The following is a 26868-nucleotide window of genomic DNA, read 5'->3' as shown; positions in this document are numbered from 1 at the left end:
CGGCCCTTTGCTCAAGTATGATCGGCAAATCCTGCCGCCACCAAGGACAACGTCGTGCCGATCGATGCCTCGCTGCCCTCCTCGCTCGTTCATGTAACGCCACTGGCCGAAGCGCTCGAACAGTTCGCCGAGGCGCGCAACTGGGCGCAATTCCACTCGCCGAAGAACCTGGCCATGGCCCTCACGGGCGAGACGGGCGAACTCCTCGAGATCTTCCAATGGATGACCGAGGAACAATCCAACACCGCGGCGCAGCGCCCCGAGACATCCCAGGCAGTGCGCGACGAGCTGGCCGACGTGATGATGTACCTGGTGCGGCTGGCCAATGTCCTTGGCGTGGACCTCGACGAGGCCGTGCAACACAAGCTTCGGCTCAATGAGTAGAAGTATCCCGTCGACAAGGCGCGCAACACGAGCAAAAAGTACGACCAACTTTAAAAGCCGGCTAAGGAAGACCGCGTGATCGTCTACGAAGCTACCAAGCAGCAGTTCCTCAAGGACACCGACAACGACGACATCGAGGACGTGATCCTCGCCCACTTCACCGCCCGCACCGGCAAGCGAGTCGGACGATCAGAGATCGAGTCGTGGAAAGGGTCGCTCGGCTACATGGCCAAGGTGCTACGCGATGACGCGTTGCCGGCTGACACTGGGCTCGCCATCGAGCTCCATATCCCGCAGTCGTCCAAGCGCATCGACTTCACGCTCACCGGCCATGACGAGCTGGGCGGCAAGAACGCCGTGCTCGTCGAGCTCAAGCAGTGGAGCACGGCGAAGGCCACGACCAAGGATGCGATCGTGGTGACCGCCCTTGGCAAGGGACTTCGCGAGACGGTGCATCCCTCGTACCAGGCTTGGTCCTACGCTTCCCTGCTGGAAAGCTTCAACGAGGCGGTGTACGACCAGAGCATTGTCGTCCGGCCCTGCGCCTACCTTCACAACTACGTCCGCGACGGCGTGATCGACGCCTCGCATTACCAGCCCTACATCGAGAAGACCCCGCTCTTTCTCAAGGGCAAGGACGAACTCGAGCAGCTTCGGGCCTTTATCCGGAAATACATCAAGTCCGGTGACGACAAGGCCGTCCTGTACGAGCTGGCCAACGGTCGGATCCGTCCGTCTAAGGCGCTCGCCGATTCGTTGTCGGGCCTGCTGAAAGGCAACCCTGAGTTCGTCCTGATCGACGACCAGAAGGAGGTCTACGAGGCCGCGCTTGCAGCGGCTAAGGCTGCTTCGTCAGATCAGCCCCGGGTCGTCATCGTCGAGGGTAGCTCCGGTACCGGCAAGACGTTGCTGGCCATCAACCTGATGGTGCAGCTCACCTCGCAGGGGTTGGTGGGCAAGTACGTGTCGAAGAACGCCGCGCCGCGAAAGGTCTACGAGACCAAGCTCGTCGGGTCCATCACCCGCTCAAGGTTCTCGCACATGTTCACCGGGTCTGGCTCCTTCGTTGATGCCGAGCCCGATGTCTTCGACGTGCTCCTCGTCGATGAGGCCCACCGCCTCAACGAGAAGAGCGGTTTGTATGCCAACCTCGGCGAGCACCAGGTCAAGGAGCTGATCGGGGCCTCGAAGTGCACGGTCTTCTTCATCGACGAGGACCAGCGCGTCACCCTCAATGACGTGGGCAGCAAGCAGGCGATCCGGCAGTTCGCCGAGGCCAAGGGCGCCCTCGTCGAGGAATACGACCTGGCCTCCCAGTTCCGTTGCAGCGGGTCGGATGGCTATCTCGCGTGGCTCGACAACGTGCTCGACATCCGGCCGACCGCCAATGATCGGCTCGATGCCGGCGAGTATGATTTCCAGGTATTCGATACGCCCGAGGCGCTGCATGCGGCGATCGAGGCACGCAACCATCAGAACAAGGCGCGTGTCGTGGCCGGCTATTGCTGGCCCTGGCGCAGCAAGAAGGATCCGCTGGCCGACGACATCGTGATCGGTGACTACCGCCGGCAATGGAACCTCAGCCAGGACGGCAGCCTCTGGATCATTGCCAAGGAATCCATCGAGCAGGTCGGGTGCATCCACACCTGCCAGGGCCTTGAGGTCGACTACATCGGCGTGATCATCGGGTCGGACCTGACCGTGCGTAACGGCCGTGTCGTGACCTCGCCCGACCAGCGCGACAAGCAGGACCGTTCCATCCGCGGGTACAAGAAGCTCATGAAGACACATCTGGACCTGGCGAGGCAGGAAACGGACCTGATCATCAAGAACACCTATCGCACGCTCATGACCCGCGGCATGAGGGGGTGTTATGTGTATTGCACGGATGCGGAGACGGCCGAGTACTTCGGGTCTGGGGTGGCAACTGGGCCCCTAGGCACGGTGTGAGGCCTAGGCGTCGCCGGGCGCTGCCGGGCCGCGCTGTCGTGGAGCGAGCCGGAGACCGTCTCGCCCCTTCTGGCTTCCATCGTGCCCCTCCCTGCGGTTGGCTGACGCGGTGAAAAATTAAAGCGCTTTATAGACGATCACCTAGACGAGAAGACACTCCACCACATCCAGAATAAAGAAACCGAGCTATACGCTTATAGCGTTTCCGGTCGTTGGAAGTCAGCTGTGGAGGCGAAGCGCTTTCTTTTCGAAGAGAAGCATCTTGAGGTGCGTTAACTTGAGTTTTTCAACGCTGGGTTTCACAACTACCGCTCCAGGTAGCCCCTTATTTTAGGTCGCGCCAAGCTGAGAATTCTCTGAATCCCAGATGGAAAACCCGCATTCGGTCGGCCCTTTCTATTTAGTAAATTTTCCTAAGGGTTGGTCTCAGCCCACCACCCTCGGCACCACTAACTCCCACTGCTCGCACTTGTGCCACGCCCGGTACTGCTCATCACACCGATCGGTGTGGCGTACCAGGATCGCTGCCACTTCGCCGTGCTCGACACAGAGGTCGAGCTCGAAGGACTTGGCGGTACGTCCGACAATTCGATCGTGGGCGTCCAGAATCAGGTAGCGGTCGTCCTGTGGCTGGATTGTGAGGGGGCCGTCCGGCTCAAGGCTTGCAAGTGCTTTGTGGAACGCTGAGCTCGGTGGCTGACGCCCAGCAAAATCCAGGTCGATTTCCTTGAGCGAGAGCTGCAGGTAGCGCTTCTCGAGTTCTGGCATGAACTCGCCGGGAAAGGTCCGCCCCGTCACCTCTTCGATCAAGTTGCGTGCGAAGGGGTTGCCGCCTGGAAATTCACACAGCGTCAGCGTTTGCTCGGCGCGGGTTATGCCCACGTAATAAAGTCGGCGCTCGTCGCTCAGGGTGTCGGGCTGCGTGGACCAGCCACCGTCCAGCACCACCACGTGCCGAAACTCCAGCCTCTTGGCCAAGTGCACCGTGCCCAGGTACAGCCCCTGCTTTGGTTGTTGGCGCAGCTCGCGCGCGTAGTCGTATAGACAGTCGATTAAGGTATGAGCGGCGAGCGGGCATTGCCCGAACTCAGCAGTAAGCTGGTCGATGCGGTCATGAAGAAGCCGTACCAATCCGGAGCAACGGCCGCCTCGCTCAGACGCATCCATGCTTCGACGTCCGTGACCTGTTCAGTGATCGCGCGTAGCCCTTCGACCGCGCGCACAAAACCTCGCTGGGCCGTAAGTGGCAATGTACTTTCCTTGTGTTCCGCGGCACCCTGGATGGAGCCAGCGTCTACCCGCGGGAAGTGGTCAAGCTGGCCCTGGAGCACAACGCGGCAGCAGTGATCCTGGTTCACAACCACCCCTCGGGTGATCCACAGCCGAGCAATGCCAACCGCCAGCTGACCCACAAGCTGATGGATGCACTGAACCTGGTCGATGTGCGAACCCTGGATCACATCGTGGTCGGTAACGAGGGCTGCCTGTCGATGGTTGAACTGAGCCACATGTAGCCACGGTACGACTGCGAGGACTGCGCTATGGCAATACTGCGTCTTCTGGCGTCGCTATTCATCTTCGTCGGCATCCTGGTCGGATGTGTAGCCGCCTCGTTGCTAATCACCGTTCTGCTGCGCTTTCCGCTGCTGCTGATCGCAGTACTGCTGACGTGCTGGATCTTCAGCCGGTTGTGGCAGACTTCAGACAAACCACCGCTCCGTTTTCTTTTTCGCTAAATACGCGCAGCAGCGAGCAGTAGTGACCTTGCCAAGCAGTCGTGAACACAGGCTTAAGCACTCTTCCGGGCCTCGGAGGCCTCAGCTGGCAGCAGAGGGTGGACGCGCAAGTTGCAGCAGCCCCCGGCTTATCCAGCCAGGGGTCCAGGGCGCGCTTAGCGAGCTGGCAATGCTATGGTCATTGCTTTGAGCGGCCGACGTGCTAGGTTGAAGGTATCCACGAAGCGCAGTTCCGACGACCAGTCAGCCCCCAGTATGTCGGACAAAACACTCGAATCGAGACTCCAGAGTGGGTGAATTACCACATATCGTGTTTCGCGCCCACCTACCCTTTCATCCAAGAATGACAGCCCTGAATGCTGTAAGCGGCCAGGGGTCAAGGTGCCAGGACGCATCTGCGAGACGTCTTCCGCCAGCCGTTCAGCCTGCGTATGCCAGTCTTTGATTTCTGGATAACTTTTGTCCTGCGCTTCCAGGCCGCATGCATAGTCCGGCGTGGTCATTGATCGCAGGTAGGCTAAGCCCAGGCGCCAATCAAGGAGGCCATGGTAGCGACGGTTGCTATAACGTTGAATACAGCGATAGCAAGAAGTGCGGCATTGAGCCGTGTGCTCGCCCTCCGCAGATACCTTGAGAAAATCCACCAGTGGCCACTGATCGTGATTTGCTAGGATGTCGTGCAGGATATCGAGGATTTTCGGCCGTGAGCCCCCTGGAACTGTTTCACCCAGGCGGCGACAAAGGCCGGACCCATTGATCAGAGCATCAGCGATCTGCAGCATCGGCTTGCCGGAGCGCACCCGCGGCTCAAGTGCCTCGAACTCATCGGCAGATACATCCAGCTCGAGAGCCGCCCTTTGCACGAGAATTTGCGTCGCGCTGAGCGCGGCTGCGCGTATCGGCAGACGAGCGTAGCCGCCTCGCCGAGCCACGCGAGCTAGGTCTAGCCTAGAATCAAACCGGTGAATCTCCAGATGAACTGAGTCCGTCTTCTTGCAGGAAATCAGGCCGACCGGAGGCAGCGGATCACCGAATTTTCCCCACCGCGCCTGCCCCCAGCTGTCGTTGCGCGCGCGCTTGAGCCAGCGGGCTTCGAATGCTTGCGGCATACCCTCGATTTGCGAATGCTTCTTGAGACCGGACGGTATGGGAACCTTCAGATCGAGTGCCTCTTCGATGAGGAAGCCTTCGCCTTCGCCCTCGATATTGGAGACACCATCGTTCATCTGCATGATGGTGACATTGGCACCGTGGAGCACAGTGATATTTCCATGCTTCAGGCTCTTACCAGGATCCACCAAGGTCGCCATGCTGCGCACGGACATGCGCCCGACCTCCTCTTCATCATCCTTCGGATTGAAGTCCGTACGGAACCCTGAGGGTGTAATGTATCGCTTGAATTCATTCAGAGCGATCTCTTCATGGCAGTCGTCGCACGAAAGGGCCGCTTGCGGCAAGGCGTCGCTGCGTTTCGCTGAACCGCAGGTCGGGCAGATCGCCACATGCGTTTCGGTTTCATACCAGCGGGACAATGCCTTTATCGACAGATCGCCCTTTCTGAAGCTCTGTGGCGTCGACAGACTGCCGGTAAAGCCGACAACACGATGCTTCTGTTTGTCCTTAACCAGTACCGCGCCGGGTGCGTATTCGAAAACCGCAAGGTCAAGGTCGCGGTCCATGGTTGACCATTCGTAGTCCTCCTCTTGCCCCCTCTTCACGGTGCGCAGACCGAGGTACAGATTGCGGACGCGGGTGGGCATACCGTACATCGGTAGCAAACCCCATTCGGCTAGGAAGCGGGCGAGCCCCATCTCAGAATCAGCTGCATAGGGCCTGAGATCCTCGATTCCCTTCATCAAACAATGGATATCGGCTTGCACAGCAAGCCGTTCACGCTGATCCGGATCAAAGGAGACTGAAGCAGCTGTAGCAATAGCAATAAAGTCATCGCGTTCAGAGATGGTGTCGTTTAGGGCCTCGCGCAAACGCTTTGGCCAATCTGCTTCAACGTCATGGTAGTAATCATGAGTCGAAACATACTCCCCATGCACGTCAGGCGGCATAAGCAGGTCGCCAGGATACTCCTCCCCGGACTTGGCACACTGGTCGCGCAGACGTTTGAACGCGGCGCGCAGCCAATTCTTGCGTACCAGCCGCAGCGGAATAGGATCATGGCTGATCGCTAGGAAAGGCGGGGGCGGCGGGTCGCCGGTGATCGCGCGCGGATGTGCGAAGTAGTAGGCGTCGTGACTACGGCCGCGGCAGAAAGTGATGACTAGCGAGAATGCCTGACCGCGACGACCGGCCCGGCCGACCCGCTGTTGGTAGTTGAAGCGCTGGGGTGGCATGTTGGCCTGGTACACGGTCTGCAAGGCCCCTATGTCGATGCCTACCTCCATGGTGGTGGTGACCGAAAGCATGTCGATTTCCTGGGCGCGCTTCTGAATATCGCTCTCGCCGTCGACGAAGATCCCCTTGAACTTGCGCAACCGATCCGAGAAGTCATCCGTCTGCCCGGTCAGCTCCTCGACGCGTAACCGGAAGCGGTCGACGCCTTCCTCTAGTCCGCGAACAATTCGGCTGCCCAGGAAATTGCTGCGCCATAATTCAACTGCCTGCCCCGTCGGTTGTTCGTCCAGGATCTCCCCACAGCGTGTGCACTTGCCCGGTCCTCGGTGAAGATGCACCCTTTCGCAGTTGCCGCACCGCCAGTAAGGATCGTTCTCCTTTGCGACCTTGAGATACAGCTTTCCGATGTGAATCATGCCGCTCGGATGCTGAAGCGACGAGAACTCGTCCAGAATGCCGCTCAGACCATCGGTGGCGGCACCAGCACCGAACACTGCGTGTGCAAAGCGCTGCACACGCTTGTTCTTGACGTCTGATCCCGACACCCATTCAATCAGGCGGTCTCCATCGACGTACTTGTTGTCCAGTACGCGATACGCGCCGGAGAACACGCGTAGCCAGGCATCCAGGCGGTCAGCTTTTGCCTCATCTCCATCCATAATGGACGGATAGGCCAGACCGGTCTCTTCCAGCGCGAAAAACGTGTTGGCAAAAATGACGTCATCGATCAGTTCGTACTGAACTTGAAGGATTCTTTTGTTGAGGTCCGCTTTCTGTACATCATTTAGCTTGGGGGAGTAAATGAACTCATCCCCGTTCTTGATGAACAGATCTTGCCAATGCTTCCCTTCGTAATTTTTCTTGCCAACACGATCGAATGGATGGATTCCCAACGAAACAAATTCGGATGTGAGTGCGCCAATGTCCGTATTAGCACCACATTGCAGTAGTTTGCCAAGCAGGATTTTACCGCTATTCTTCTGCAGGCCAGAAGCCATTTGCTTGCTATAACTGTCTGCAAGCCGAGTCATTTCCTCAGGGCTGCCTGCAGCTGCCATTATCAGCTGCGCGAATTGCGCCGGATCAATCCAGTCTTCCGCTGCCTTCTTGACCAGCGCGCGTGCGACGGTCGCCAGGATTTCCCGTCGTAAATCCCGCAGATGTAGGGTTTCGATCTCCAGTGCTTGGTTGGCGGCATCCTGTCGGCTGTCTGAGAAGGCGATGCCTTTGGGCTCAGCACCAATCGCATGCAGCAACTCGAACAGTTCCGTCGCCACCAGCTGCGAGGTTTTGGTAACACCAGTACGGAAGGCGCGAATCGGCGAGCGCGAGCGGCTCCAGAATGGCCGATTCGAGTAATCGGTACCACATTTTGGACAGCAAAAAGGCTGCGCCATCCGGGGGACGTTACGCCCTTTAACAGCCGTTTCGGTTTGGTGATAGAGATATCCACCAATATGCCCTGGAGGGACGCTTGTGTTAGTTGAGACCGATACAAGACCTGTCTCGGGATTCAGACTGGCATGATCCCAAGCGTCGTATTCCCGCTCGGAAAGCGATGGACGCTCCCGTCGCGGCCAGAAGACCGCAAACTCGTCGAGCGTCATCTTGTCGTAATAGGCTGAGCCGACTTTCTCGGGGAAACTCTCGAGGTCGGCCGCCGCAGGCAGCAGTTCGGTCACGCTGCTTTCTGCAATTCTTTGCCCACGCTGGCCACCAATCAGGAGATCACCGCAGGCCTCACAGTAGAGCAACTCGAATAACCGACGACCGCGACCACCTTCGATTTGTGGGTCAGCGTGCGTTACACCGCGCTCCACTGTGAAATCGCCGAAGACCGGAGTAGCGCCGTCAAGCTTAACCGAGGCGAACAGCCCTTCGATATTTCGGATAAAGGTGTGGACACGAAAAGCAGGCGTGGTGAGCGAAACACTCGTCGACCAGGCTTTCGACTCGGGTAGCGCACGCGCCAGCAGCAGGCCGCGCAGCGCCTTATCGAGGTCGCCGGAACCGGCCCGGAAGATGTGCGCGGCCATGCCCGATGTCGACGTCGCACGCACGTCGTCTCCGTAGCGGCAGGCCTGCGTCAGCACAGCCGCAGCCGCCTCGGCCAGCGCCTTGACCCGGTCGCCGGCGTCGGATACCGAGACGTCCAGGGCATAAGCCGCCTTCTCCACAACTGGATTCATCGCCTCAGCGTTCTGGATCTTGGCGACAAAGCCGTCTTCTCGCCCCAGGGCCGCCTCGAGAAGGTCGACGAAAGGCTGTGCCTCAATCGGCTCACTGGAAAAGGTCGGCAGGTGCGGATTCCCAACCACGACGCACTCGCGCCAGAAGTCCGGGTCGGTGACGCCGGGATCGTTCGCATGGCGGCTGGTGCCATAGGGCGCGAAGAGATCACGCAGGTAAGCCAGCGACTGTGCACCCTGTTCGCCGTCGATAGGCAGCGAGGCCGAGGAGGCCAACAGACGCAACTTGTGCCGATGCGTCGGCTGATCTAGCCCCAGCCTCTGGATAAGCGTCTTGACCAGAAAGGCTGTTTCCGTACCGGCAGAACCTCGGATCAGGTGCAGTTCGTCAAAGACCAGATAGAAATAGGCATCATCATTGTTCAACAGCCAGTCACGCGCTCTGAGTGAAGATCGGCTCCTCCACCTCGCGCGATAGCATGGTACCGAGCATTGAGGCGTTGGTAACCAGAATATCTGGCGGGTCAGCCTGCATGTCCCAGCGAGAGAGCATCTCACCGCCATCCACAGCTGGGAAAATGTAGCGGGTCTTGTCTGGCGCTTTCTCTCCTGCCTGGCTTGCAGCCATCTCCGTTTGGCTGTCGAAGGCGAGCGCCGCATCCTGGTCGCGCTTGAATCCTTGCATTGCTTCGCGAAGGCGCGCTATCCGACGGGTACGGCGCTGCTTTTCGCCTTGGTTTTCTGCAATGCGCGGATGGCGTTCGAACCCGGTGACAGGGGTAGAGCTGGTGTACTGACCGAAGAAGATCCGGTTGCCTTTGAGGCGCTCCTGCATGACCTCGCGCGCATCGTCGGAGTCGAGCGATTTGCGCAGGCGCTGCATCTGGTCTTCGACCAGAGCGTTCATGGGGTAAATCACTAGGCTCCTGATCGCGCTTGGGCGATTTTCCCCCTGTCGCCGCGCCGACCACGGCTTCTTATCCTCGCGCCACCAATCCCTTTGTAGGTAGTTACTGTCGGGTGCTGCCCAGGTCACTGCTTCGTTGGTGAGTGCGGCCAGAACCGGCAACATGAAGCTTTCGGTTTTACCGCTGCCGGTACGCGATGTGACGATTCCAGGCATGCCCGGTAGCAAACCGCGCCTGAGCATTTCGACCTGATGATCGTAGGGCGCATAGTCGATGTTTCGACGAATCTCGCCTTCGCAGCGCTTGCCATCGAACAGGCCGGAAAGTGCCAGCTCGACAAAGGCCCGCTTGCCTTCCCAGCTCATCGGCGCGAGCGGGCCATCATCGCGTTGGGCCAGTTGCTCAAGGTTCTCTGGATGCGATTCGTAGCGTAGCACCGGCTCGATGAACGGCTCGGTGGCAAGTACGTTAACCGTCTCCAGCAGATTGCGCCGAGCCTTAGCGGCCGCCTTATCTGAAATGCGGAAACTGGTCTCAACATAGTTGATGACGAAATCTTGGATGCGACGGAAGCCGCCTATCGGGTCTAGCACGGATTCATCTCCTTATGACTTTGGTTGCGTGTGACTATCCCGGCCGGGCTGATTCATGAAAAGCTCGGCGAGCGCCGCGGGGGTTTCCTCGTACCGAGCCCCCTGATTCAGCCGGATCCATTCGGTCGCTGTCCGGGCCAGTCGTAGGCCATTCGCCAAGGTGAGCTGGTTGGCGAGCGGCGAGACCACCGTCATGGCGGGCATGAGATCTAGAGGGCGCTCGCCCGGATCTAGTTGGCGGACATTAGCTGGGGAGAGAACCATGGGCGCCAAGGCGGATGCCGCCGCTGCTATGGTCCCACTGATCTGAAGCCATGGAGCTTGGCTGCGAATCGCATGGGCTTCCTCACAATCTTCGTCTTCGACCGTTACACAGGTGAAGAAGCGCCGCGGCAACTCACCACGGCGTGTGCGGTCCGCAAGCGCTGGGAGCCAGAAGCGGGCTCCAGATCGGTCGGCATGCTCGATAACGGCCAGCACGGTTGTGGGCTCATGACCGCGGGTGAGTTCCAGTCCATGGGTCAGGGCGGTCGGCAGCTGCGTGCCAGCACGTAACCAGAGATCTTCGAAGGTGATGACAGTCGGGTCGGCTTCTAGGCGCACCGATCGCCCGGACGACAACAGCGCCTCAGCCACCAGGAGGAAATCCTGCGTTTGCGGACCGTACAGTACTGGAGTTTCCCCTGCCAGCATCAGGGCGAAAAACTGCGCCATCCGCTCTTGGCCCTCGGCCGTGAGCAGAACGCAGGCCTTGATCGCCTGCTGCATCTCTGCCATGTCGAGTGTCGGGACGCCCTGAGCCGGGTTGAGCCTCAATGCACTCTCAAGTCGGACGCTCTTCGGCACCTGGATCGTGGCTGCTTCCTCTTTGAGCCGCTCAATCTCCTCGACGGCTTGGACTTTACGCGCCTGAAGATCTACCAGGGTTTGGTGTTCTTCCCCTATCTGAGCGGTGATCGTCTCTAACTCAACTTGGAGCATTTTGCGCTCTGCAGCAAGCGTGTTAAGTCCCTGCTGCAGATCACTGCGCAGTGCCTCAAGCTCGGATTCCATCTCCGCTTGGCGGGCCACGACACGCCCTTCCATGGCCAGCATGCTGGACTTCATGTCCTGCTTAAGCTGATTTCTCAGCGCTTCATACTGCTCTGCTTGCCATGCCTTCAACTCGGTGTCGATCGCCGACAAGCGTTTCTCACGCAGGGTTTTGGCCTCTTGTTCCAGATCCTTGGCGAGAGCGGTGCGAATGCTTTGGCGTTCCTGTTCAGCGAGCGCTTGTGTTTCGCTTTCAAGGCGCGCCTGAATTCGCGGGTCTGCCATCAGAGCATCGGTGATCTCACGGAGCAGAGTCTGATCCGCCAGTAGTCGCTTGGCCAACTCTCCGGAACGGGCGGCTTGCAGTGCAGCGAGCCTATCTTCGGAACTGGAGCCGACACGACCTGTCGCTTCATCCGCATGACGCTTCAACCATTCGACGACCGTTTCGGAGCTCGAGTCGTGAGCACCCGCTAGGGCGCGCACTATGCGTTTGATGTACCCCTCATCCGGCGACCAATCGACCTCCTCCAAGCATTCGATGCCACGCTTCAATTCGTAGAGGAAAACTTCACCCGCACCTGACGGCATGCGATACACGTACTCAGATTCGTAGGCGTATACATAGAAGTTGCCGCTAGACACCATCCGGTAACGATTGTCCGGAGAGCGCATCAAGCTGAGCATGATGACGTGGTCTTCGCTGTACCGAACCACCCATACACCGGCATGGTCCGGCCCATCCACTCCCTCTTCCGTCAAGCGACTGCGCAGCTCGTCAAGACTTCCTGTTTCCTGTAGGTCAAGGAATGGCATTAGGTTGCGATAGGTGGATGCTTTCCATTTCCCCCGGGGCTCTTTATGAGATATCTGGAAGCTGACCCAACTATTTGGCTGATACCCTGAGGCAGTCGCCAAACGAACCTCAACCTCACCCGTCTTAGGTAATAATTTTTGCGGATTTTCGAGTAGCGACCATCCACTGTCCGAGCGGATAGCAATGACTTTGACGGTCATATTGAGGTCGTGTCGCTTTACGCATTGCCCGGCATACCACGCCAAATTTTCCGCCATAGCTAACCTGATCCCAAATGAGTTAATGCTAAATAGTGGTTGTGCCGTTGTGCCACTGCAGGCGTAACCGACCTGAGGAGCGGAGGGCGAGACTAACCAGCATCGGCGCATCCTTCCGCACCTCTTGGGGCAGGTTAGAGATGCAACCAGGCAATCTCCCGGCCAGCCAGCGTGCCACTTCATTGTTCGCGGGATAGACGTATTTGCTGCCAAGCGGCCCGCCGTTGCGGAGCATGCGCCGGCGTGTTTCTGTAGCCAATGCGTCGGGAAGCCCGCCTTCGCGTCCGTTAAGAGCGATCACCTCTTCCTCAAGCCGCCATTCAAACAGCGGTACTTGGGCTAGGGCGTGAGCCGAGGCGATGGCGGCGGTTCGCGACAGATAGTGAAGCGTGTTGCCGTTCTGCTCGACCCTATAGATATCGTGGTCACGTCCACCAGTGTGCGTCAGGCGTAACAGTTGAACGTCCTCTTCGGCACTAGCGCTGGATAAGAAGCGACCCGCCCGCCAAGACCATGCGGCTGCCGGTGCGTAGTGCAGGGCTTGATGCAGGGTTTCAGCAAACGCCAAAGGTTTCTCAGTTGGCACTATCGGCTCGGCCACAAAGCGCCAGCCAAGATGCTCGGCAAGCGCTTTGGCCGTAACGTCCCGCGCGCCAAGCAGAGGTGCGGCCCAAGGGGTGATACCCAGACGTCGGAAGGCAGTGCCGCCCAAACCTTCGACAGCAAGCCTGAAGTCCTCGATCAGGCGCGCGCAAAGCGCCCCTTCGACCATCGCCAGTGCTTGTCCCCCGCAGTGACCTTCAATGATGCTCGGCTCATTTAACGTCCAGACACGGCCTTTCCAGCCAGAGCGCAGATGCGGCTCGACGATGCCTGCGTCCCGTAGGGAGCGCAGCAGGAGCCAGGGATTCATAGCGTCGTCGGCGCAGCCCAGAAGGGCGATGAGTTCCGCCTCTTCCCATCCACTTCGACCGCTGGCGTAGACAGCCTCGAGTAGATCAGCGCACGCGGGCTCGCCCAGCTCCCACTCCAGATCATCCTGCGCGTTGATTTCTAGGCAAGCGGATGCACCCGGCGTCCAATCGTGCAGCAGAGGTAGTTTGTAGCGCGCGCTTTCAAGCGTCGTATGCACGAAAGCGTTGCTGGAAAATTGCAGGCGAATGCTCCAAGGCGCGTGCTCTTCATTACGCAGGAGTGTCGGATGAATAAAGAACGCGCCTTCAACTGGCTGGGAGGCTTTCAGTTGTCCCTGCTCGATGCTCAGCGGAGAGTCCGTTGCGCGTGGTAATGCATTATGGATGACATAGTCAGAGGTGTCGGATTCTAGAGTCGGCAGAAAGCGTGGGCGGCCCAGCCATAACCCATTGCTACGCACGCCGCCGGACAGGCAAGGCCGTATGATTCGTTCCTGTTTGGGACCAAGCAGCTTGGCTTCCCTGAGCGCATCCTTAATAGCATTAAGGGGCAGAGGCTGGGTCGTGATCGCCCACGCATCGCTGTCGGCGAGCACGCCCAATCGATCGCCGATTTTCCGCTTGTGCCGTTCCGCCACGGCGACATGCAGGCTGAAAATGGAGTCGTTGGCCTCCAGCTCCGCCCGCCAGCGCCCCGCGCCGATCAGACGGAAAAACACGATGCCTGACGCGACGGCAGTCGCCAGGTTCTCACTGTGATCGGCTCCAGCGGAGACCAGCGCGTTATTCAGCGACGCGAATGGCTCAGCGTCGCCTTCTTCGTTGCGGCTGGCGAAGAAAAGCGCGCGCCTGTCCGCATCGAACAGCATTTCAACAGTGACGCTGCGGCGCGTCGGACGCCCAGTCAGTCTTGAGGCATGCTCCAGCAGCCTCCAGAAAGGCAGGTCGCCCAACGCGCGACGTTGCATATAGTAAGCGCCGCGAAATTCATCGAACGCACGGCGTAGCCCCCAGGAGGCTTGATCATTAAGCAGTCTCGGAAACGCCGCAATGCTGACTCGCGGGTTGCGGTGAGCATCCGGGTGCTCATGGCAGAAATGGGCTACAAGCCGCAGGTCTGTCTTGCTCGGAAATGATAGGCGACGTGTGTACCCTATATGTGACCAACTACCGGGATAAGGCAGGATCAGGCGGCGAAACGGTTCACCTGCCTCGATACGCGCATCGAGCCAGCGCACCAGGCTCTCCCACATCAGCGCGACCCCGCGGAGGTTTGAAACAGTTGCGTCAGCCTCCAGCCATTTCATGAGCTTATGGCGGAACTCCCCGCTTTTACTCGTATTACCTTCTAGCAGGCCGTCGACCAGTAAGGTGAATACAAGATAAGAGAAGCAGTTAGGCACATCCAACTTTTCATAGCGCTGAGAGCCCAAACGCAGTGAATCCATCAGCAGCGGATCGCGCGACAGCATGAGGCGAAAGGTTTCTTCGACGTCCTTCTCACTCTCACGCGGAGCGCCGCAGGCTAGCGTCAGTGTTCGGGGGGTAACCTCAAAGGCGCGGATGGGGCTGGCATCGCCGTCCGGGCCAACGGCCAGAAAATAAGCGACGAGCCGTTTCTCCCATACGTCAAAAGTGCGCGGCAAACCCACAGAAATCCATCCTTGTTGAAAACGTGATATCCCTCGATCAATCCGAGACCGTAGATCCATAACTACTTCGGTAGTTGTTGCAGCGCAAGCCACCGAAGCTAATTATCGCCGTTAACATACCTGTAACTGGGTGCTTGAGTCTGACACTTAAAGCCTCTGGGAGACAACACCTCTGCGATTTTTTAATAAAATCAGGCTAATCATCATGAGTGATACCGCAGTCGACTCAGTTGCACCAGTCAACTCACGAACCACAATAAAAACTGCCGACGAATTAGTCAAGGATGTGCGGACTAGCTGGCAAATATCTTTTCCCTGCGAATAGCCGCTTCCTTCCGGGCAGCCATGGCGAGCGGCTCAAGCAAGCGATCCGCAAGAAAACGCACAGGGGGAACGGCGACACCATCCCCTATCACCTTAAAAGCATGCTGATAGATTCCAGGTAATTTGTAAGTATTTTCTAGTCCCATCAACGCGGCAGCCTCATGAATGGAAAGAAGGCGCGTTCTGACGTGACCAGCTCCCGCCACAATAATCCTAGGCCGTGACCCGCCCCCTCTCGGGGTTCTTAGGCAGCCCAAAAAGGGCGAGAAAGTTATCTCTGCGCGCTGCCTATTTACACCTCCTTCTCTGCGCATCCGAAAATAAAGACTTCCAACACTGATATCTTTAGAGGACTTTGCCTGCTCAAGGCGAGCAAGATGGACAGGCGCCATCATGCTGATGATTCGCCCAGTTTCTTCAGGCGTATTCCACTCAATGCCTTCGAGTTGAATAACCTCCTCAAGGGAATTTTTCTTCAGAATAGGAGCGATCCCCAAGTCCCACCAGATCCAATCTTCATAAGCATTCCGGGGTAGTGTTTTGTATGCGCGAAGTAACGTCGGCGTGTGCCAGACATCCTTAGCCATGCCGCAACTAAGGCCTTTAGGGATGTTAACCCCTCGATTTATTGCAACAATGAATACGCGCGGCCTGGATTGAGGGAGGAAGTTTTTTGCATCGATTATTACCGCCCCATAGCGATACCCCATCCCCCCGAGACTTGAGCAAATTGCAGCGAAATCACGACCTCGCTCTAGAGTCAGCAACCCGACCACATTCTCCAAAACTAGTAATGGTGGCTGTCGCGACTCTTTATGCAACTCGTTAATTAGATCAAGAAAAGGCCAAAGCGCACCTGATCTTGTAAAACCTTCGGTACTAGAACTACCTATCCCCAAGCCGTTTCCGGCGACAGATAAGTCTTGACATGGAAATGACGCCCAAGCCAAATCACCATTACCTTTGAGGTCGGCCGTCTTTACTTCTCGAATATCGCGACCATCAAAATGATGGTCGCCCCAATTATTTATATATGTCAGCGCCTTTACTCGATCAATGTCATTGGCAAACAAACATTTCCATTGGTCGCCAAGACCAGCTCGAGCCATGCCTCCACCTGCGAAAAATTCGAAAAAGCTAAATTTTTTGCTTTTTTTTGCCTTGCTATCGAACATCGAAATTGATCTCAGCGCACCCATATTGGTCTAAATTGAAAACGACAAACCACTGCTCGACGAATAATAGTTTTAATTTTAAGTGTGATAGAGGGATGACGGCATGGATCGATCAGAAATAATGAGAACTATCAAGTCAAGAAATACAACCCCCGAGCTCATAGCGAGAAGGCTCGTTTACAATCTTGGCTATCGTTTTAGGCTGCACAGACGAGCCATCCCTGGCAAACCAGACTTGGTATTCATTGGGCGTCGCAAGGTGATATTTGTCCATGGTTGCTTTTGGCACGGGCATAACTGTTCACGAGGAGCCCGTGAGCCGAAGACGAATGCAGAATACTGGCATTCCAAGATTTCCCGCAACCGTGAACGAGATGCGGAGAATGTAGCTCGGCTGGCCGTGCTTAGCTGGCGCACCCACATTGTTTGGGAGTGCGAGCTAAGGGACCAAACTGCGCTGGCGCACCGATTACGAGCTTTCTTGGATGGCTAATGCGCCTCCGCCTGTCGATGTCCAGCCAACTCGCCCGGCAGGCTATAGCGGTCCGCCGAGCAGATGGAGCCCAAACTACTTGCCCGCACGAGCCTTCAGCGGTTTGCCAGGCCAAAAACATCGACCGAGCTCGGCGTGAGGGAAAACAAACGTAGTGTAGTAAAACTTAGCCAGGAAGAGCTACCGCATCCCGCATCAGCGATGAATGCGCCCTGCAATTCACCAGCCCTGGAGCAGGCCCCATCGCCTTTCAGGCCTAGATCAACGAAGACTGTGCGCGAAACACTGCTGTCCAGCAATATGCGGTTGGAGCCTGAAGAGGATGGCCACCGGCTGACTGTACCGTGCAGGATTCCTGGCAGCTGCGTTGGTGGCTGCTGTCGCAGGCTGGCTACATCGAGTTGTTCCGGTGTCAGGTGATCGAAGGTCGGCAGTGCAGCACCTTCAATCGCCGGGGGGGGGGGAGTGCTTCCTTTCGGGCTGAGTCGCACGCACGCGCTACGCAGCTCAGCACAAACGTTCACCAAAAGCCGCTGGCGACCGTCATTGGCAAAAACAGAAAGGCATAAAAAAATCCAAGCACCCGCAAGTGCTTGGATTTTCTAGAGATTTTTGGTCGGGACGGAGTGATTCGAACACTCGACCCCTTGCACCCCATGCAAGTGCGCTACCAGGCTGCGCTACGCCCCGACTGTGTTCCTCTAGGGAACGGCGTGCATCTTACTGCAACGCTTTGATTAATGGAAGCTTTTTTTCACTTCTTCAGTACGACGAGGACTTCTTCGAGTTCGCTGATCATCTGGCGGATGAGCTGGTGGTACTGCGAACCCTCGTCGCGGGTCTCGTCGCCCTGGGTGAGGCGCTGGCGCGCCCCGCCGATGGTGAAGCCTTCGTTGTACAGCAGCGAGCGGATCTGGCGGATCATCAGCACGTCATGGCGCTGGTAGTAGCGCCGGTTGCCGCGGCGCTTCACCGGGTTCAGCTGGGGAAATTCCTGCTCCCAGTAGCGCAGCACGTGCGGCTTGACCAGGCAGAGATCGCTCACCTCACCGATGGTGAAGTAGCGCTTGCCCGGTATGACCGGCAGCTCGTCGTTATGACTTGGTTCCAGCATAGGCCTCGACCCTGGCTTTGAGTTTCTGCCCGGGGCGGAAGGTCACCACACGGCGCGCCGTGATGGGTATCTCCTCCCCTGTCTTGGGATTGCGTCCGGGGCGCTGGCGCTTGTCGCGCAGGTCGAAGTTGCCGAAACCGGACAACTTGACCTGCTCGTTGCTTTCGAGCGCATGACGAATTTCTTCGAAGAACAGTTCGACCAATTCCTTGGCTTCACGTTTGTTCAGACCGAGCTCTTCAAACAGACGTTCGGCCATCTCAGCTTTCGTCAGGGCCCCCATGCGCTATTTCCTTAAGGTGGCGTTGAACCTTCTTTCCAGAGAAACGAGGATTTTCTGCGTCGTTTCGTTGACTTCTTCATCGGTTAATGTGCGCGATGGATGTTGCAAGGTCAAGCCGATGGCGACGCTTTTTCTATGTGGATCAATGCCTTTGCCTTGGTATACGTCGAACAGACGCAGCTCCTTGAGGCCTTCTCCGGCGTTTTCGCGGATGTCGGCCAGGAGGTCGCCTGCGGCTACGGTTTCGTCCACCACCAGCGCCAGGTCACGCCGCACTTCCGGGAAACGCGACAGCTCGCCAAAGCGCGGCAGGCTGCCGGTGGTCAGAGCATCGAGCGCCAGTTCAAAGAGGAACACCGGACGATCCACGTCCAGCTCGCGCGCCACTTCCGGATGCAGGGCGCCCAGGTAGCCGACAGGCTGCCCTGCCCGCTCGATCAGCGCGGTCTGCCCCGGGTGCAACGCCGGATGCTCGCCTGCCACGAAGCGGAAGTCAGTGCCCGCACCCGACTGGGCCAGCAGCGCCTCGACATCGGCCTTGACGTCGAAGAAGTCCACCGCCTCACGCCCGGACGACCAGCTCTCCGGCAGGCGAGAACCGCAGACGGCGCCAGCCAGGACGTTTTCCTGCACCAGGCCTTCCAGTTGACCGACGAATCTCAGACCCGACTCGAACAGCCGGACGCGGTCCTGCTGACGGTTGAGGTTGTACTGCACGGCCTTGACCAGACCCGGCCACAGCGACGAGCGCATGGCGGCCATGTCGGTGGAGATAGGATTGGCCAGCATTACCGGCTGGGCCTCAGGGGCGAACAGACGGAAAGTCTTTTCGTCGATGAAGCTGTAGGTGATGGCTTCCTGGTAGCCGCGAGCCACCAGCAGGCGACGCAGCTGGCTCAGCTCGCCCTTGCTCTCGGGCAGGGGCTGCGGCGCCAGGCGGGCCTGGGGGAAACGGATCGGCAGCTGGTTGTAGCCATAGAGGCGCGCCAGCTCTTCGATCAGGTCCACTTCGATGCTGATATCGAAACGGTGGCTGGGCACGCCTACCTGCCAGCGACCGGCTTCCAGGCGCGCTACGGCCAGACCCAGGCCGCTGAGCAGACGCTCGACCTGGGCATCGTCCAGGGTCAGACCCAGGACGCGCTCGATGCGCTCGGCACGCAGCAGGATCGGCTCGACCTGCGGCAGGTGCTCGGCACTGACGGCCTCGATGACGGGACCTGGTTCGCCGCCGACGATGTCCAGCAGCAGGCGAGTAGCACGCTCCATGGCCTTGCGCGCCAGCTCGAAGTCCACGCCCCGCTCGAAGCGGTGGGAGGAATCGGTGTGCAGGCCATAGGAACGGGCCTTTCCGGCCACGGCGATGGTGTCGAAGAAGGCGCTTTCCAGGAACAGGTCACGGGTACCGGCAGCGACGCCGCTGTGCTCGCCCCCCATGATGCCGGCGATGGCCAGGGCGCGTTCGTGGTCGGCGATCACCAGGGTGTCGTTGCGCAGCTCGATGTCCTGGCCATCCAGCAGCACCAGGCGCTCGCCGGCATCGGCCAGGCGCACGCGGATGCCGCCCTTGATCTGGTCCAGATCGAAGGCATGCATGGGCTGACCCAGTTCGAGCATCACGTAGTTGGTGACGTCGACAGCGGCGTCGATGCTGCGCACGCCGCTGCGGCGCAGGCGCTCGACCATCCAGTCCGGCGTGGGACGGGACAGGTCGACGTTCTTGACCACGCGACCCAGGTAGCGCGGGCAGGCTTGAGGTGCCAGCACCTCGACCGGACGGGTCTCCTGGTGAGTAGCCGCTACGGCCTCGACCTGCAGCGGCTCGACTTGGGCGTTGTACAGGGCACCCACTTCCCGCGCCAGACCGGCGATGGACAGGCAGTCGCCGCGGTTCGGGGTCAGATCGACGTCGATGATGGCGTCGTCCAGCTGCAGGTAGCTGCGGATGCTCTCGCCCACCGGCGCAGCGGCCGGCAGCTCCAGCAGGCCGCTGTTGTCGTCGCTGATCTGCAGTTCGCTGGCCGAGCAGAGCATGCCGTGGGATTCCACGCCGCGCAGCTTGGCTTTCTTGATGGTGAAGTCACCGGGCAGGGTGGCGCCGACGGTGGCGAAAGGCACCTTGAGGCCCGCGCGCACATTAGGCGCACCGCAGACCACCTGGAAGGACTCCTGGCCGTTGCTGACCTGGCAGACATTGAGCTTGTCGGCATCGGGATGGCGCTCTACGGAGACCACCTCGCCGACGATGACGCCCTGGAAGCTACCGGCCGCCGCTTCGACGCCGTCCACTTCCAGGCCGGCCATGGACAGCCGGGCAACCAGATCCTCGTGCGTAGCCGCAGGGTTCACCCAGCTACGCAGCCATTGTTCACTGAATTTCATAGGACTCCCGTCTGGCAGCTAGCGGAATTGCGCCAGGAAGCGCAGATCGTTGTCGAAGAAGAGGCGCAGGTCGTTGACCCCATAGCGCAGCATGGCGAGGCGCTCGGCGCCCATGCCAAAGGCGAAGCCCTGGTACTTCTCCGGATCGATGCCGGCCATGCGCAGGACGTTGGGGTGGACCATGCCGCAGCCCAGCACCTCGAGCCAGCGCGAGGCCGGTTCGCCATCGCGACTCGGGCGGCGAATATCCACCTCGGCCGACGGCTCGGTGAAGGGGAAGTAGGAGGGACGGAAGCGGACTTCCAGCTCTTCCTCGAAGAACTCGCGCAGGAAGCTCACCAGGGTGCTCTTGAGGTCGGCGAAGCTGACTTCCTCGTCGATCACCAGGCCTTCGACCTGATGGAACATCGGCGAGTGGGTCTGATCGCTGTCGCAGCGGTACACGCGACCCGGGCAGATGATGCGGATTGGCGGCTGCTGGCTCTCCATGGTGCGGATCTGCACCGGCGAGGTGTGGGTGCGCAGCAGCATGTTGGCGTTGAAGTAGAAGGTGTCGTGCATCGCCCGTGCCGGGTGGTGGCCGGGGATGTTGAGCGCTTCGAAGTTATGGTAGTCGTCTTCGATCTCGGGACCGGTGGCGACGCCATAGCCGATGTTGGCGAACAGGCGCTCGATGCGCTCCAGGGTGCGGGTGACCGGGTGCAGGCCACCGGAGGCCTGGCCCCGCCCGGGCAGGGTCACGTCGATGCGTTCCGCGGCGAGGCGAGCGGCCAATGCGGCGTGCTCCAGCGTCGCCTTGCGGCTGTTGATTGCGTCCTGGACACGTTCCTTGGCGGCGTTGATCAGCGCGCCAGCCTGGGGACGCTCCTCCGCCGTGAGGTGGCCCAGGGTCTTCATGATCTGGGTCAGTTCACCCTTCTTGCCCAGGTAATTGACCCGGAGCTGTTCCAGGGCATTGGTGTCTTCGGTGAGCCGCACGGCCTCCAGGGCTTGGGAGACCAGCGCATCCAGGTTTTCCATCTAGGGACTCCAGATACAAAATAGGGGAAGAGCTATGAGGCTCTTCCCCTATTGATAACGTTGCTTCGCGCCAGGGGCGCGAGATTGCCGGGGGGCTTAAGCCAGCGAAGCTTTAGCTTTCTCGACAATCGCAGCAAACGCCGCTTTTTCGTTCACGGCCAGATCGGCCAGTACCTTGCGGTCGATCTCGATGGCCGCTTTCTTCAGGCCGGCGATCAAACGGCTGTAGGACAGACCGTTGATACGAGCACCAGCGTTGATACGAGCGATCCACAGAGCGCGGAACTGACGCTTCTTCTGACGGCGGTCACGGTAGGCGTATTGGCCTGCCTTGATTACCGCTTGCTTAGCGACGCGGAAGACGCGCGAACGGGCACCGTAGTAGCCTTTTGCGAGCTTCAGGATTTTCTTGTGACGGCGACGAGCGATAACGCCACGCTTAACACGAGCCATGAGTAACTTCCTTTAAATTCTTAACCAGGATTAACGAAGGCGCAGCATGCGCTCGACCTTTTGGACGTCGGATGCATGCATCAGCGACGTACCGCGCAACTGACGCTTACGCTTGGTGGTCATCTTGGTCAGAATGTGGCTCTTGAAAGCGTGCTTGTGCTTGATGCCACCAGCAGTTTTCACGAAGCGCTTCGCAGCGCCGCTTTTGGTTTTCATCTTTGGCATGTTCGGATACTCCGCATTGAGTGATTACGCATAACAGCAAGGCCTGCCAGTGCCCTGGTAGTTACTTTTTCTTCTTGGGGGCGATGACCATGATGAGTTGGCGTCCTTCCATCTTAGGATGCTGCTCAACGGCGCCGTGTTCGACGAGGTCAGCTTCGACCCGCTTCAACAGCTCCATGCCCAGCTCCTGGTGGGCCATCTCCCGGCCGCGGAATCTCAACGAGACCTTGGCCTTGTCCCCCTCGGTTAGGAAACGTACCAGGTTGCGTAGTTTTACCTGGTAATCCCCTTCTTCCGTCCCTGGACGAAACTTGATTTCTTTGACCTGAGCCTGCTTCTGGTTCTTCTTCGCCGCCGCGACTTGCTTCTTCTTCTCGAAGACGTGCTTGCCGTAGTCCATGATCCGGCAGACCGGAGGTAGGGCGTCGGCGGTGATTTCCACCAGATCCAGCTTGGCGTCTTCAGCAGCCTGCAGGGCCTCCTGGATGGAGACGATGCCTACTTGCTGACCATCGGCGCCAATAAGGCGAACTTCCCGGGCGGTGATATTTTCGTTGATCGGTGCCCGGGGTGCGGCTCGCTTGTCTTGTCTCATGTCACGCTGCTTGATAGTGATTACTCCGAATCTTGCCGGCCACGCCGGGAAACCGCTTGCGTGAGCAGCTCGCGGAAACGCTCGACGGGCATGGAGCCCAGGTCAACGCCTTCACGGGTACGCACGGCAACGGATCGTGTCTCAACCTCCCGGTCTCCAATAACCAGGAGATAGGGAACCTTGAGCAAAGTATGCTCACGGATTTTAAAGCCGATCTTCTCGTTTCTCAAGTCAGCTTTGGCTCGGAAGCCCTCAACGTTCAATTCGCCGACGACCTGCTGGGCAAAATCGGCCTGCTTGTCGGTGATATTGAGCACCACCGCCTGGGTCGGGGCGAGCCACGCCGGGAACAGACCGGCATAGTGCTCGATGAGCATGCCGATGAAACGCTCGAAGGAACCGAGGATGGCGCGGTGCAGCATCACTGGACGCTGACGGCTGTTGTCCTCGGAGATGTAGCTGGCATCGAGACGCTCCGGGAGGTTCGGATCGTATTGCAGGGTACCACACTGCCATTGACGACCCAGGCAGTCCTTGAGGGTGAATTCGATCTTCGGCCCGTAGAAGGCGCCCTCGCCCGGCTGGTATTCCCAGTCCAGACCCGAGGCATCCAGCGCATCGGCCAGGGCCTTCTCGGCGCGATCCCACAGCTCTTCGGAACCGACGCGCTTGGCCGGCCGGGTGGAGAGCTTCATGATCACGTCGGTGAAACCGAAGTCGGCATAGACCTGCAGGGTCAGCTTGATGAAGTTGTCGGCTTCCTGCTTAACCTGCTCCTCGGTGCAGAAGATGTGGGCGTCATCCTGGGTGAAGCCGCGCACGCGCATGATGCCGTGCAAGGCACCAGACGGCTCATTGCGGTGGCAGGCACCGAATTCGGCCAGGCGCAGTGGCAGATCGCGGTAGGACTTCAGGCCCTGGTTGAACACCTGCACATGGCAGGGGCAGTTCATCGGCTTGATCGCGAAGTCACGACTTTCCGAGGCCGTGGTGAACATGCCTTCGGCGTAGTTGGACCAGTGACCCGAACGCTCCCACAGGATGCGATCGACTACCTGGGGCGTCTTGATCTCCTGGTAGCCGTGGTCGCGCTGGACCTTGCGCATGTACTGCTCGAGCACCTGGTAGACGGTCCAGCCATTGGCGTGCCAGAACACCATGCCGGGCGCTTCTTCCTGCAGGTGGAAGAGGTCGAGCTGCTTGCCAATGCGGCGATGGTCGCGCTTCTCGGCTTCCTCGATGCGCTGGATATAGGCCGCCAGTTGCTTCTTGTCCGCCCAGGCGGTGCCATAGATGCGCTGCAACTGTTCGTTCTTGGCGTCGCCACGCCAGTAGGCGCCGGACAGCTTGGTCAGCTTGAACGCCTTGAGGAAGCGGGTGTTGGGCACGTGGGGGCCCCGGCACATGTCGACGTATTCCTCGTGGTAGTACAGGCCCATGGCCTGCTCCTCGGGCATGTCGTCGATCAGGCGCAGCTTGTACTCCTCACCCCGGGCCTTGAACACCTCGATGACCTCGGCGCGCGGCGTCATCTTCTTGATGACGTCGTAGTCCTTGTCGATCAGCTCGCGCATCCGCGTCTCGATGGCCGAGAGGTCATCGAGGGTAAAGGGACGCTCGAAGGCGATGTCGTAGTAGAAGCCTTCATCGATCACCGGACCAATGACCATCCTGGCGGTCGGGAACAACTGCTTGACCGCATGACCCACCAGGTGGGCGCAGGAGTGGCGGATGATCTCCAGACCGGCCTCGTCCTTGGCGGTGATGATCTGCAGGTTGGCATCCTGCTCGATGAGATCGCTGGCATCGCGCAGCTGGCCGTCGACGCGACCGGCGATGGTGGCCTTGGCGAGACCGGCACCAATGGACTGGGCGACTTCGGCTACGGTGACGGGCTTGTCGAATGGACGTTGGCTACCGTCGGGGAGAGTAATAACAGGCATGGCGCCTCCTCAACTCAGTGGTGACCCATACCAAGGGCCACATGGTGGGATTGGCCAGTAAGCAGCCGCACACCGCTGGAAATCCCGCCGCACAGTGGCAGGGCCGTAAGGCATTCCGGGCGACGCGAAAGGATCACTGGAAAGTTTGGGACGGAAATCCTTTCAGAAACTGAGACCTGGCGCAACCTCGCAAGGGACTGTCGTCTACCTAGCGCGCCGCGTCGGGGTACTTCTTGAGGAACTGCTTCTGCATTTCCTGGCAATTTTCCATCAGCGCCTGGCGATCCGCCGGCGAGGTGTCAGCGGCATTGGCCCGCGCCAGGCACTGGTCGATGGCCTGCTGCTCGTTGGCGCGGCTGACCGGCGTCGCATTGTGGCGATAGACGTAGATGATGGAACCGAAGATCACGACCGCGAACAGGATCGACAGCAGGATCAATCCCAGGCAACCACCCTTGCCGATCTGCCGGCCTTCACCACCCTGCGTCATCACTCGCTCCTCGCGGCAACGGGGCCTGCTCGCGCCTGGCGAAGCAACGGAGCCCCAAGAAAAAATCGTCCGCCAGTCTACGTGAAAAGCCTGGGCCTCACGACCGAGGCAAGCGGTCACACCCTTCTCGAGAGTTCCGCAGAAGGCCGACTCGGACTTCCGGAAAGTTCTACCGCGCAAAACAAACTTACGCCGGACTCAATCAGGCTCTCATCTTGATTAGGTACGACAAGATCGCATGGATTTATCCACGCAGACTTGTTCAGCCGCTATTCAAGAAAAGACTCGCCCTTATTAATCCAGTGTTAAGCGATACGACGGAGTATCGATTCCAGGCACTGCAGAACCTGGCTCTGGTACCTGAGCGATAGCCTTACTTCAATTGCATATCCGCTGGAGGCAGCAAATGAACGTCAAGAACACACTGGCAAAGAGCATGCTGGTCGTCGCCATCGTAGCCGCCTGCTCGTCTGCGGCCATCGCCGCCACCCAAGCCCCCTCGGCAAACGAACTGGGCAGCTTCCAGGCCCTGTCCACCCAGGGGCAACGGGCCTTCACCGACATTTCCGCGGCACGCCTGGAACTCTTTCAAGGCCAGACTAAGCAAGCGGTATCCCATGTCAAGGACGCCCAACAGGCACTCAAACTTGCGCAGTCGGATAACACGGCGCTGAAAAAAGCCGCGAGTGAATTGCAGGTCAAGGACAATCAGGGCAAGTCCGATACCAGTACCGCTGTAACCTCCTGGTTACCTATTTGGGGCGATACCGTAGTGCAGGACAGTTATATGGCCAGCCCACAGAAAGTTAAGGCAGTGGCCGATGCCAATAACAAACTCAAGCATGGCGACGCCAAGGGTGCTGCGGAAACCCTGCGCCTGGCCGATGTGGATATCGATACGGCCATTGCCCTGGCACCGCTCAAGCAGACCATGACGGACGTCGACCAGGCGGCCAAGCAACTGGCCAGCGACAAGTTCTATGAGGCCAACCTGACGCTCAAGCAGGTTCAGGATGGTGTGCGCTACGCCTCGACGGCGCTGGACTTCACGGCGAACAAGCACGGGCTGCAGCCGGCGGGCTCCTTCACCGAGACCGTCACCCCGAGCAGTTGATGGCTTGGGACGCACAACAGGGCGATCGCAAGGTCGCCCGGTTAAACGACTCCATGCCCGGCAAGTCCGCCTCGATCACGGCGTACAGCACAGGCAAACACGAAAAGGGCGATCTCTCGGATCGCCCTTTCTGTTACCCGCCACCGATGGGAATTTCATTTGCCAGGTCCAGCTGACCCCAAACCCATACCCCTCCCCGCATAAGCCTTGGCGAGACCTGTCCACAGCCGCCGGCACCTAAAACTTCAAGGCGCCAGACATGGGCTGCCGCTGCAGGAAAGGCAGTCGGTGTGCAGATGACACCCAGGCCTATTGGCGTGTTGATGCTCCGCTCCGCCCATCGATCCGCACGAGCCTTCACCTCCCCCTCCCCGCAGGCAGAGCTACCAAGCCCCGCCGATACCCCTCCCCCCGCCAGGCGGCTGCCAACGCTCGGATCAAACATGGTCATCCAGCTCAGCGCATATCGTCCTGAA

At 59.1% G+C, this 26868-nt stretch carries 20 protein-coding genes, 1 tRNA gene and 1 pseudogene; 6 read left to right on the top strand and 16 right to left on the bottom strand.

Translation table 11 applies throughout. From position 1 onward, the window contains the following. Positions 1–54 precede the first annotated feature (54 nt). A complete protein-coding gene (locus QE444_RS10450; protein WP_263259021.1) occupies positions 55–384 on the top strand; it encodes a nucleotide pyrophosphohydrolase in 330 nt (109 codons plus the stop codon). A 75-nt stretch (positions 385–459) separates the two neighbouring features. Then, the gene (locus QE444_RS10445; protein WP_309738367.1) at positions 460–2334 is read left to right on the top strand and encodes a DUF2075 domain-containing protein; all 1875 of its coding nucleotides are present in this window, start codon (positions 460–462) and stop codon (positions 2332–2334) included. Positions 2335–2760: 426 nt separating this feature from the next. Here the strand turns inward: QE444_RS10445 and QE444_RS10440 are convergent, their stop codons facing one another. Continuing rightward, positions 2761–3501, bottom strand: coding sequence for an ATP-binding domain-containing protein (locus QE444_RS10440; RefSeq protein ID WP_263259019.1), 741 nt, complete (start codon positions 3499–3501; stop codon positions 2761–2763). Positions 3502–3596: 95 nt separating this feature from the next. Here QE444_RS10440 and QE444_RS10435 point away from each other — a divergent pair. Together QE444_RS10435 and QE444_RS10430 are read left to right on the top strand one after the other, a co-directional pair. Further along, positions 3597–3848, top strand: a pseudogene (locus tag QE444_RS10435) (JAB domain-containing protein); the annotation flags it as partial. A gap of 27 nt (positions 3849–3875) precedes the next feature. After that, positions 3876–4070 carry a hypothetical protein gene (locus tag QE444_RS10430; protein WP_263259018.1) on the top strand — a complete coding sequence of 65 codons (195 nt, stop codon included), beginning with the start codon at positions 3876–3878 and terminating at the stop codon, positions 4068–4070. Between the two features lie 155 nt (positions 4071–4225). On the opposite strand, the gene QE444_RS10425 is transcribed toward QE444_RS10430, so the two are convergent. The 5 genes from QE444_RS10425 to QE444_RS10405 form a co-directional block, all read right to left on the bottom strand. Next, a complete protein-coding gene (locus tag QE444_RS10425) occupies positions 4226–9034 on the bottom strand; it encodes a helicase-related protein (protein WP_309738364.1) in 4809 nt (1602 codons plus the stop codon). Positions 9035–9041: 7 nt separating this feature from the next. Next, a complete protein-coding gene (locus QE444_RS10420; RefSeq protein WP_309738363.1) occupies positions 9042–10109 on the bottom strand; it encodes a DEAD/DEAH box helicase in 1068 nt (355 codons plus the stop codon). Between the two features lie 12 nt (positions 10110–10121). Next, positions 10122–12158, bottom strand: a complete 2037-nt coding sequence (locus QE444_RS10415; RefSeq protein WP_263259016.1) for a hypothetical protein — start codon at positions 12156–12158, stop codon at positions 10122–10124. Between the two features lie 85 nt (positions 12159–12243). Continuing rightward, positions 12244–14781, bottom strand: a complete 2538-nt coding sequence (locus tag QE444_RS10410; protein WP_263259015.1) for a hypothetical protein — start codon at positions 14779–14781, stop codon at positions 12244–12246. Positions 14782–15074: 293 nt separating this feature from the next. After that, on the bottom strand, positions 15075–16280 hold the full coding sequence (locus tag QE444_RS10405) for a DNA cytosine methyltransferase (RefSeq protein ID WP_263259014.1): 1206 nt from the start codon (positions 16278–16280) through the stop codon (positions 15075–15077). A gap of 103 nt (positions 16281–16383) precedes the next feature. On the opposite strand from QE444_RS10405, the gene QE444_RS10400 reads away from it, so the two are divergent. Continuing rightward, on the top strand, positions 16384–16773 hold the full coding sequence (locus tag QE444_RS10400; RefSeq protein WP_263259013.1) for a very short patch repair endonuclease: 390 nt from the start codon (positions 16384–16386) through the stop codon (positions 16771–16773). A 613-nt stretch (positions 16774–17386) separates the two neighbouring features. Here the strand turns inward: QE444_RS10400 and QE444_RS10395 are convergent. From QE444_RS10395 to QE444_RS10350, 10 genes are all read right to left on the bottom strand, one after another. Continuing rightward, a tRNA-Pro gene (locus QE444_RS10395) sits at positions 17387–17463 on the bottom strand. 64 nt (positions 17464–17527) lie between these two features. After that, the gene (locus QE444_RS10390) at positions 17528–17887 is read right to left on the bottom strand and encodes a MerR family transcriptional regulator (protein WP_007159195.1); all 360 of its coding nucleotides are present in this window, start codon (positions 17885–17887) and stop codon (positions 17528–17530) included. Further along, positions 17868–18170, bottom strand: a complete 303-nt coding sequence (gene ihfA, locus QE444_RS10385; protein WP_007159196.1) for an integration host factor subunit alpha — start codon at positions 18168–18170, stop codon at positions 17868–17870. Before ihfA ends, QE444_RS10390 begins: the two co-directional genes overlap by 20 nt. A gap of 3 nt (positions 18171–18173) precedes the next feature. After that, on the bottom strand, positions 18174–20552 hold the full coding sequence (gene pheT, locus QE444_RS10380; protein WP_309738355.1) for a phenylalanine--tRNA ligase subunit beta: 2379 nt from the start codon (positions 20550–20552) through the stop codon (positions 18174–18176). Positions 20553–20570: 18 nt separating this feature from the next. Then, entirely contained in the window at positions 20571–21572 is a 1002-nt protein-coding gene (pheS, locus tag QE444_RS10375) for a phenylalanine--tRNA ligase subunit alpha (protein WP_309738353.1), read from the bottom strand. A gap of 96 nt (positions 21573–21668) precedes the next feature. Next, entirely contained in the window at positions 21669–22025 is a 357-nt protein-coding gene (gene rplT, locus QE444_RS10370) for a 50S ribosomal protein L20 (protein ID WP_007159199.1), read from the bottom strand. Between the two features lie 30 nt (positions 22026–22055). After that, positions 22056–22250 carry a 50S ribosomal protein L35 gene (rpmI, locus tag QE444_RS10365; protein ID WP_007159200.1) on the bottom strand — a complete coding sequence of 65 codons (195 nt, stop codon included), beginning with the start codon at positions 22248–22250 and terminating at the stop codon, positions 22056–22058. A 61-nt stretch (positions 22251–22311) separates the two neighbouring features. Beyond that, positions 22312–22845 (bottom strand): translation initiation factor IF-3, encoded by a 534-nt coding sequence (infC, locus tag QE444_RS10360; RefSeq protein WP_158891979.1) that lies wholly within the window; start codon positions 22843–22845, stop codon positions 22312–22314. A 20-nt stretch (positions 22846–22865) separates the two neighbouring features. Then, complete coding sequence (gene thrS, locus QE444_RS10355) at positions 22866–24788, bottom strand: threonine--tRNA ligase (protein ID WP_309738341.1); 1923 nt, start codon at positions 24786–24788, stop codon at positions 22866–22868. A 208-nt stretch (positions 24789–24996) separates the two neighbouring features. Next, complete coding sequence (locus QE444_RS10350; protein ID WP_133859623.1) at positions 24997–25278, bottom strand: hypothetical protein; 282 nt, start codon at positions 25276–25278, stop codon at positions 24997–24999. Between the two features lie 406 nt (positions 25279–25684). On the opposite strand from QE444_RS10350, the gene QE444_RS10345 reads away from it, so the two are divergent. Further along, a complete protein-coding gene (locus tag QE444_RS10345) occupies positions 25685–26392 on the top strand; it encodes a YfdX family protein (RefSeq protein WP_309738338.1) in 708 nt (235 codons plus the stop codon). The last annotated feature ends 476 nt before the right edge of the window (positions 26393–26868 follow it).

It is taken from the genome of Pseudomonas sp. SORGH_AS_0199, from assembly GCF_031453735.1.
Lineage (GTDB): Bacteria > Pseudomonadota > Gammaproteobacteria > Pseudomonadales > Pseudomonadaceae > Chryseomonas > Chryseomonas aestiva.
The sequence above is the reverse complement of the archived record's forward strand: the minus strand, read 5'-3'. Positions and strand labels throughout refer to the sequence as shown.

Coding starts and splice junctions, on each gene's coding strand:
- QE444_RS10440 (WP_263259019.1), bottom strand. CDS start 3,501: ATGGATGCGTCTGAGCGAGGCGGCCGTTGCTCCGGATTGGTACGGCTT.
- QE444_RS10390 (WP_007159195.1), bottom strand. CDS start 17,887: ATGCTGGAACCAAGTCATAACGACGAGCTGCCGGTCATACCGGGCAAG.
- infC (WP_158891979.1), bottom strand. CDS start 22,845: ATGAGACAAGACAAGCGAGCCGCACCCCGGGCACCGATCAACGAAAAT.
- thrS (WP_309738341.1), bottom strand. CDS start 24,788: ATGCCTGTTATTACTCTCCCCGACGGTAGCCAACGTCCATTCGACAAG.
- QE444_RS10350 (WP_133859623.1), bottom strand. CDS start 25,278: ATGACGCAGGGTGGTGAAGGCCGGCAGATCGGCAAGGGTGGTTGCCTG.
- QE444_RS10430 (WP_263259018.1), top strand. CDS start 3,876: ATGGCAATACTGCGTCTTCTGGCGTCGCTATTCATCTTCGTCGGCATC.
- ihfA (WP_007159196.1), bottom strand. CDS start 18,170: ATGGGGGCCCTGACGAAAGCTGAGATGGCCGAACGTCTGTTTGAAGAG.
- pheT (WP_309738355.1), bottom strand. CDS start 20,552: ATGAAATTCAGTGAACAATGGCTGCGTAGCTGGGTGAACCCTGCGGCT.
- pheS (WP_309738353.1), bottom strand. CDS start 21,572: ATGGAAAACCTGGATGCGCTGGTCTCCCAAGCCCTGGAGGCCGTGCGG.
- QE444_RS10415 (WP_263259016.1), bottom strand. CDS start 12,158: ATGACCGTCAAAGTCATTGCTATCCGCTCGGACAGTGGATGGTCGCTA.
- rpmI (WP_007159200.1), bottom strand. CDS start 22,250: ATGCCAAAGATGAAAACCAAAAGCGGCGCTGCGAAGCGCTTCGTGAAA.
- QE444_RS10400 (WP_263259013.1), top strand. CDS start 16,384: ATGGATCGATCAGAAATAATGAGAACTATCAAGTCAAGAAATACAACC.
- QE444_RS10345 (WP_309738338.1), top strand. CDS start 25,685: ATGAACGTCAAGAACACACTGGCAAAGAGCATGCTGGTCGTCGCCATC.
- QE444_RS10405 (WP_263259014.1), bottom strand. CDS start 16,280: ATGTTCGATAGCAAGGCAAAAAAAAGCAAAAAATTTAGCTTTTTCGAA.
- rplT (WP_007159199.1), bottom strand. CDS start 22,025: ATGGCTCGTGTTAAGCGTGGCGTTATCGCTCGTCGCCGTCACAAGAAA.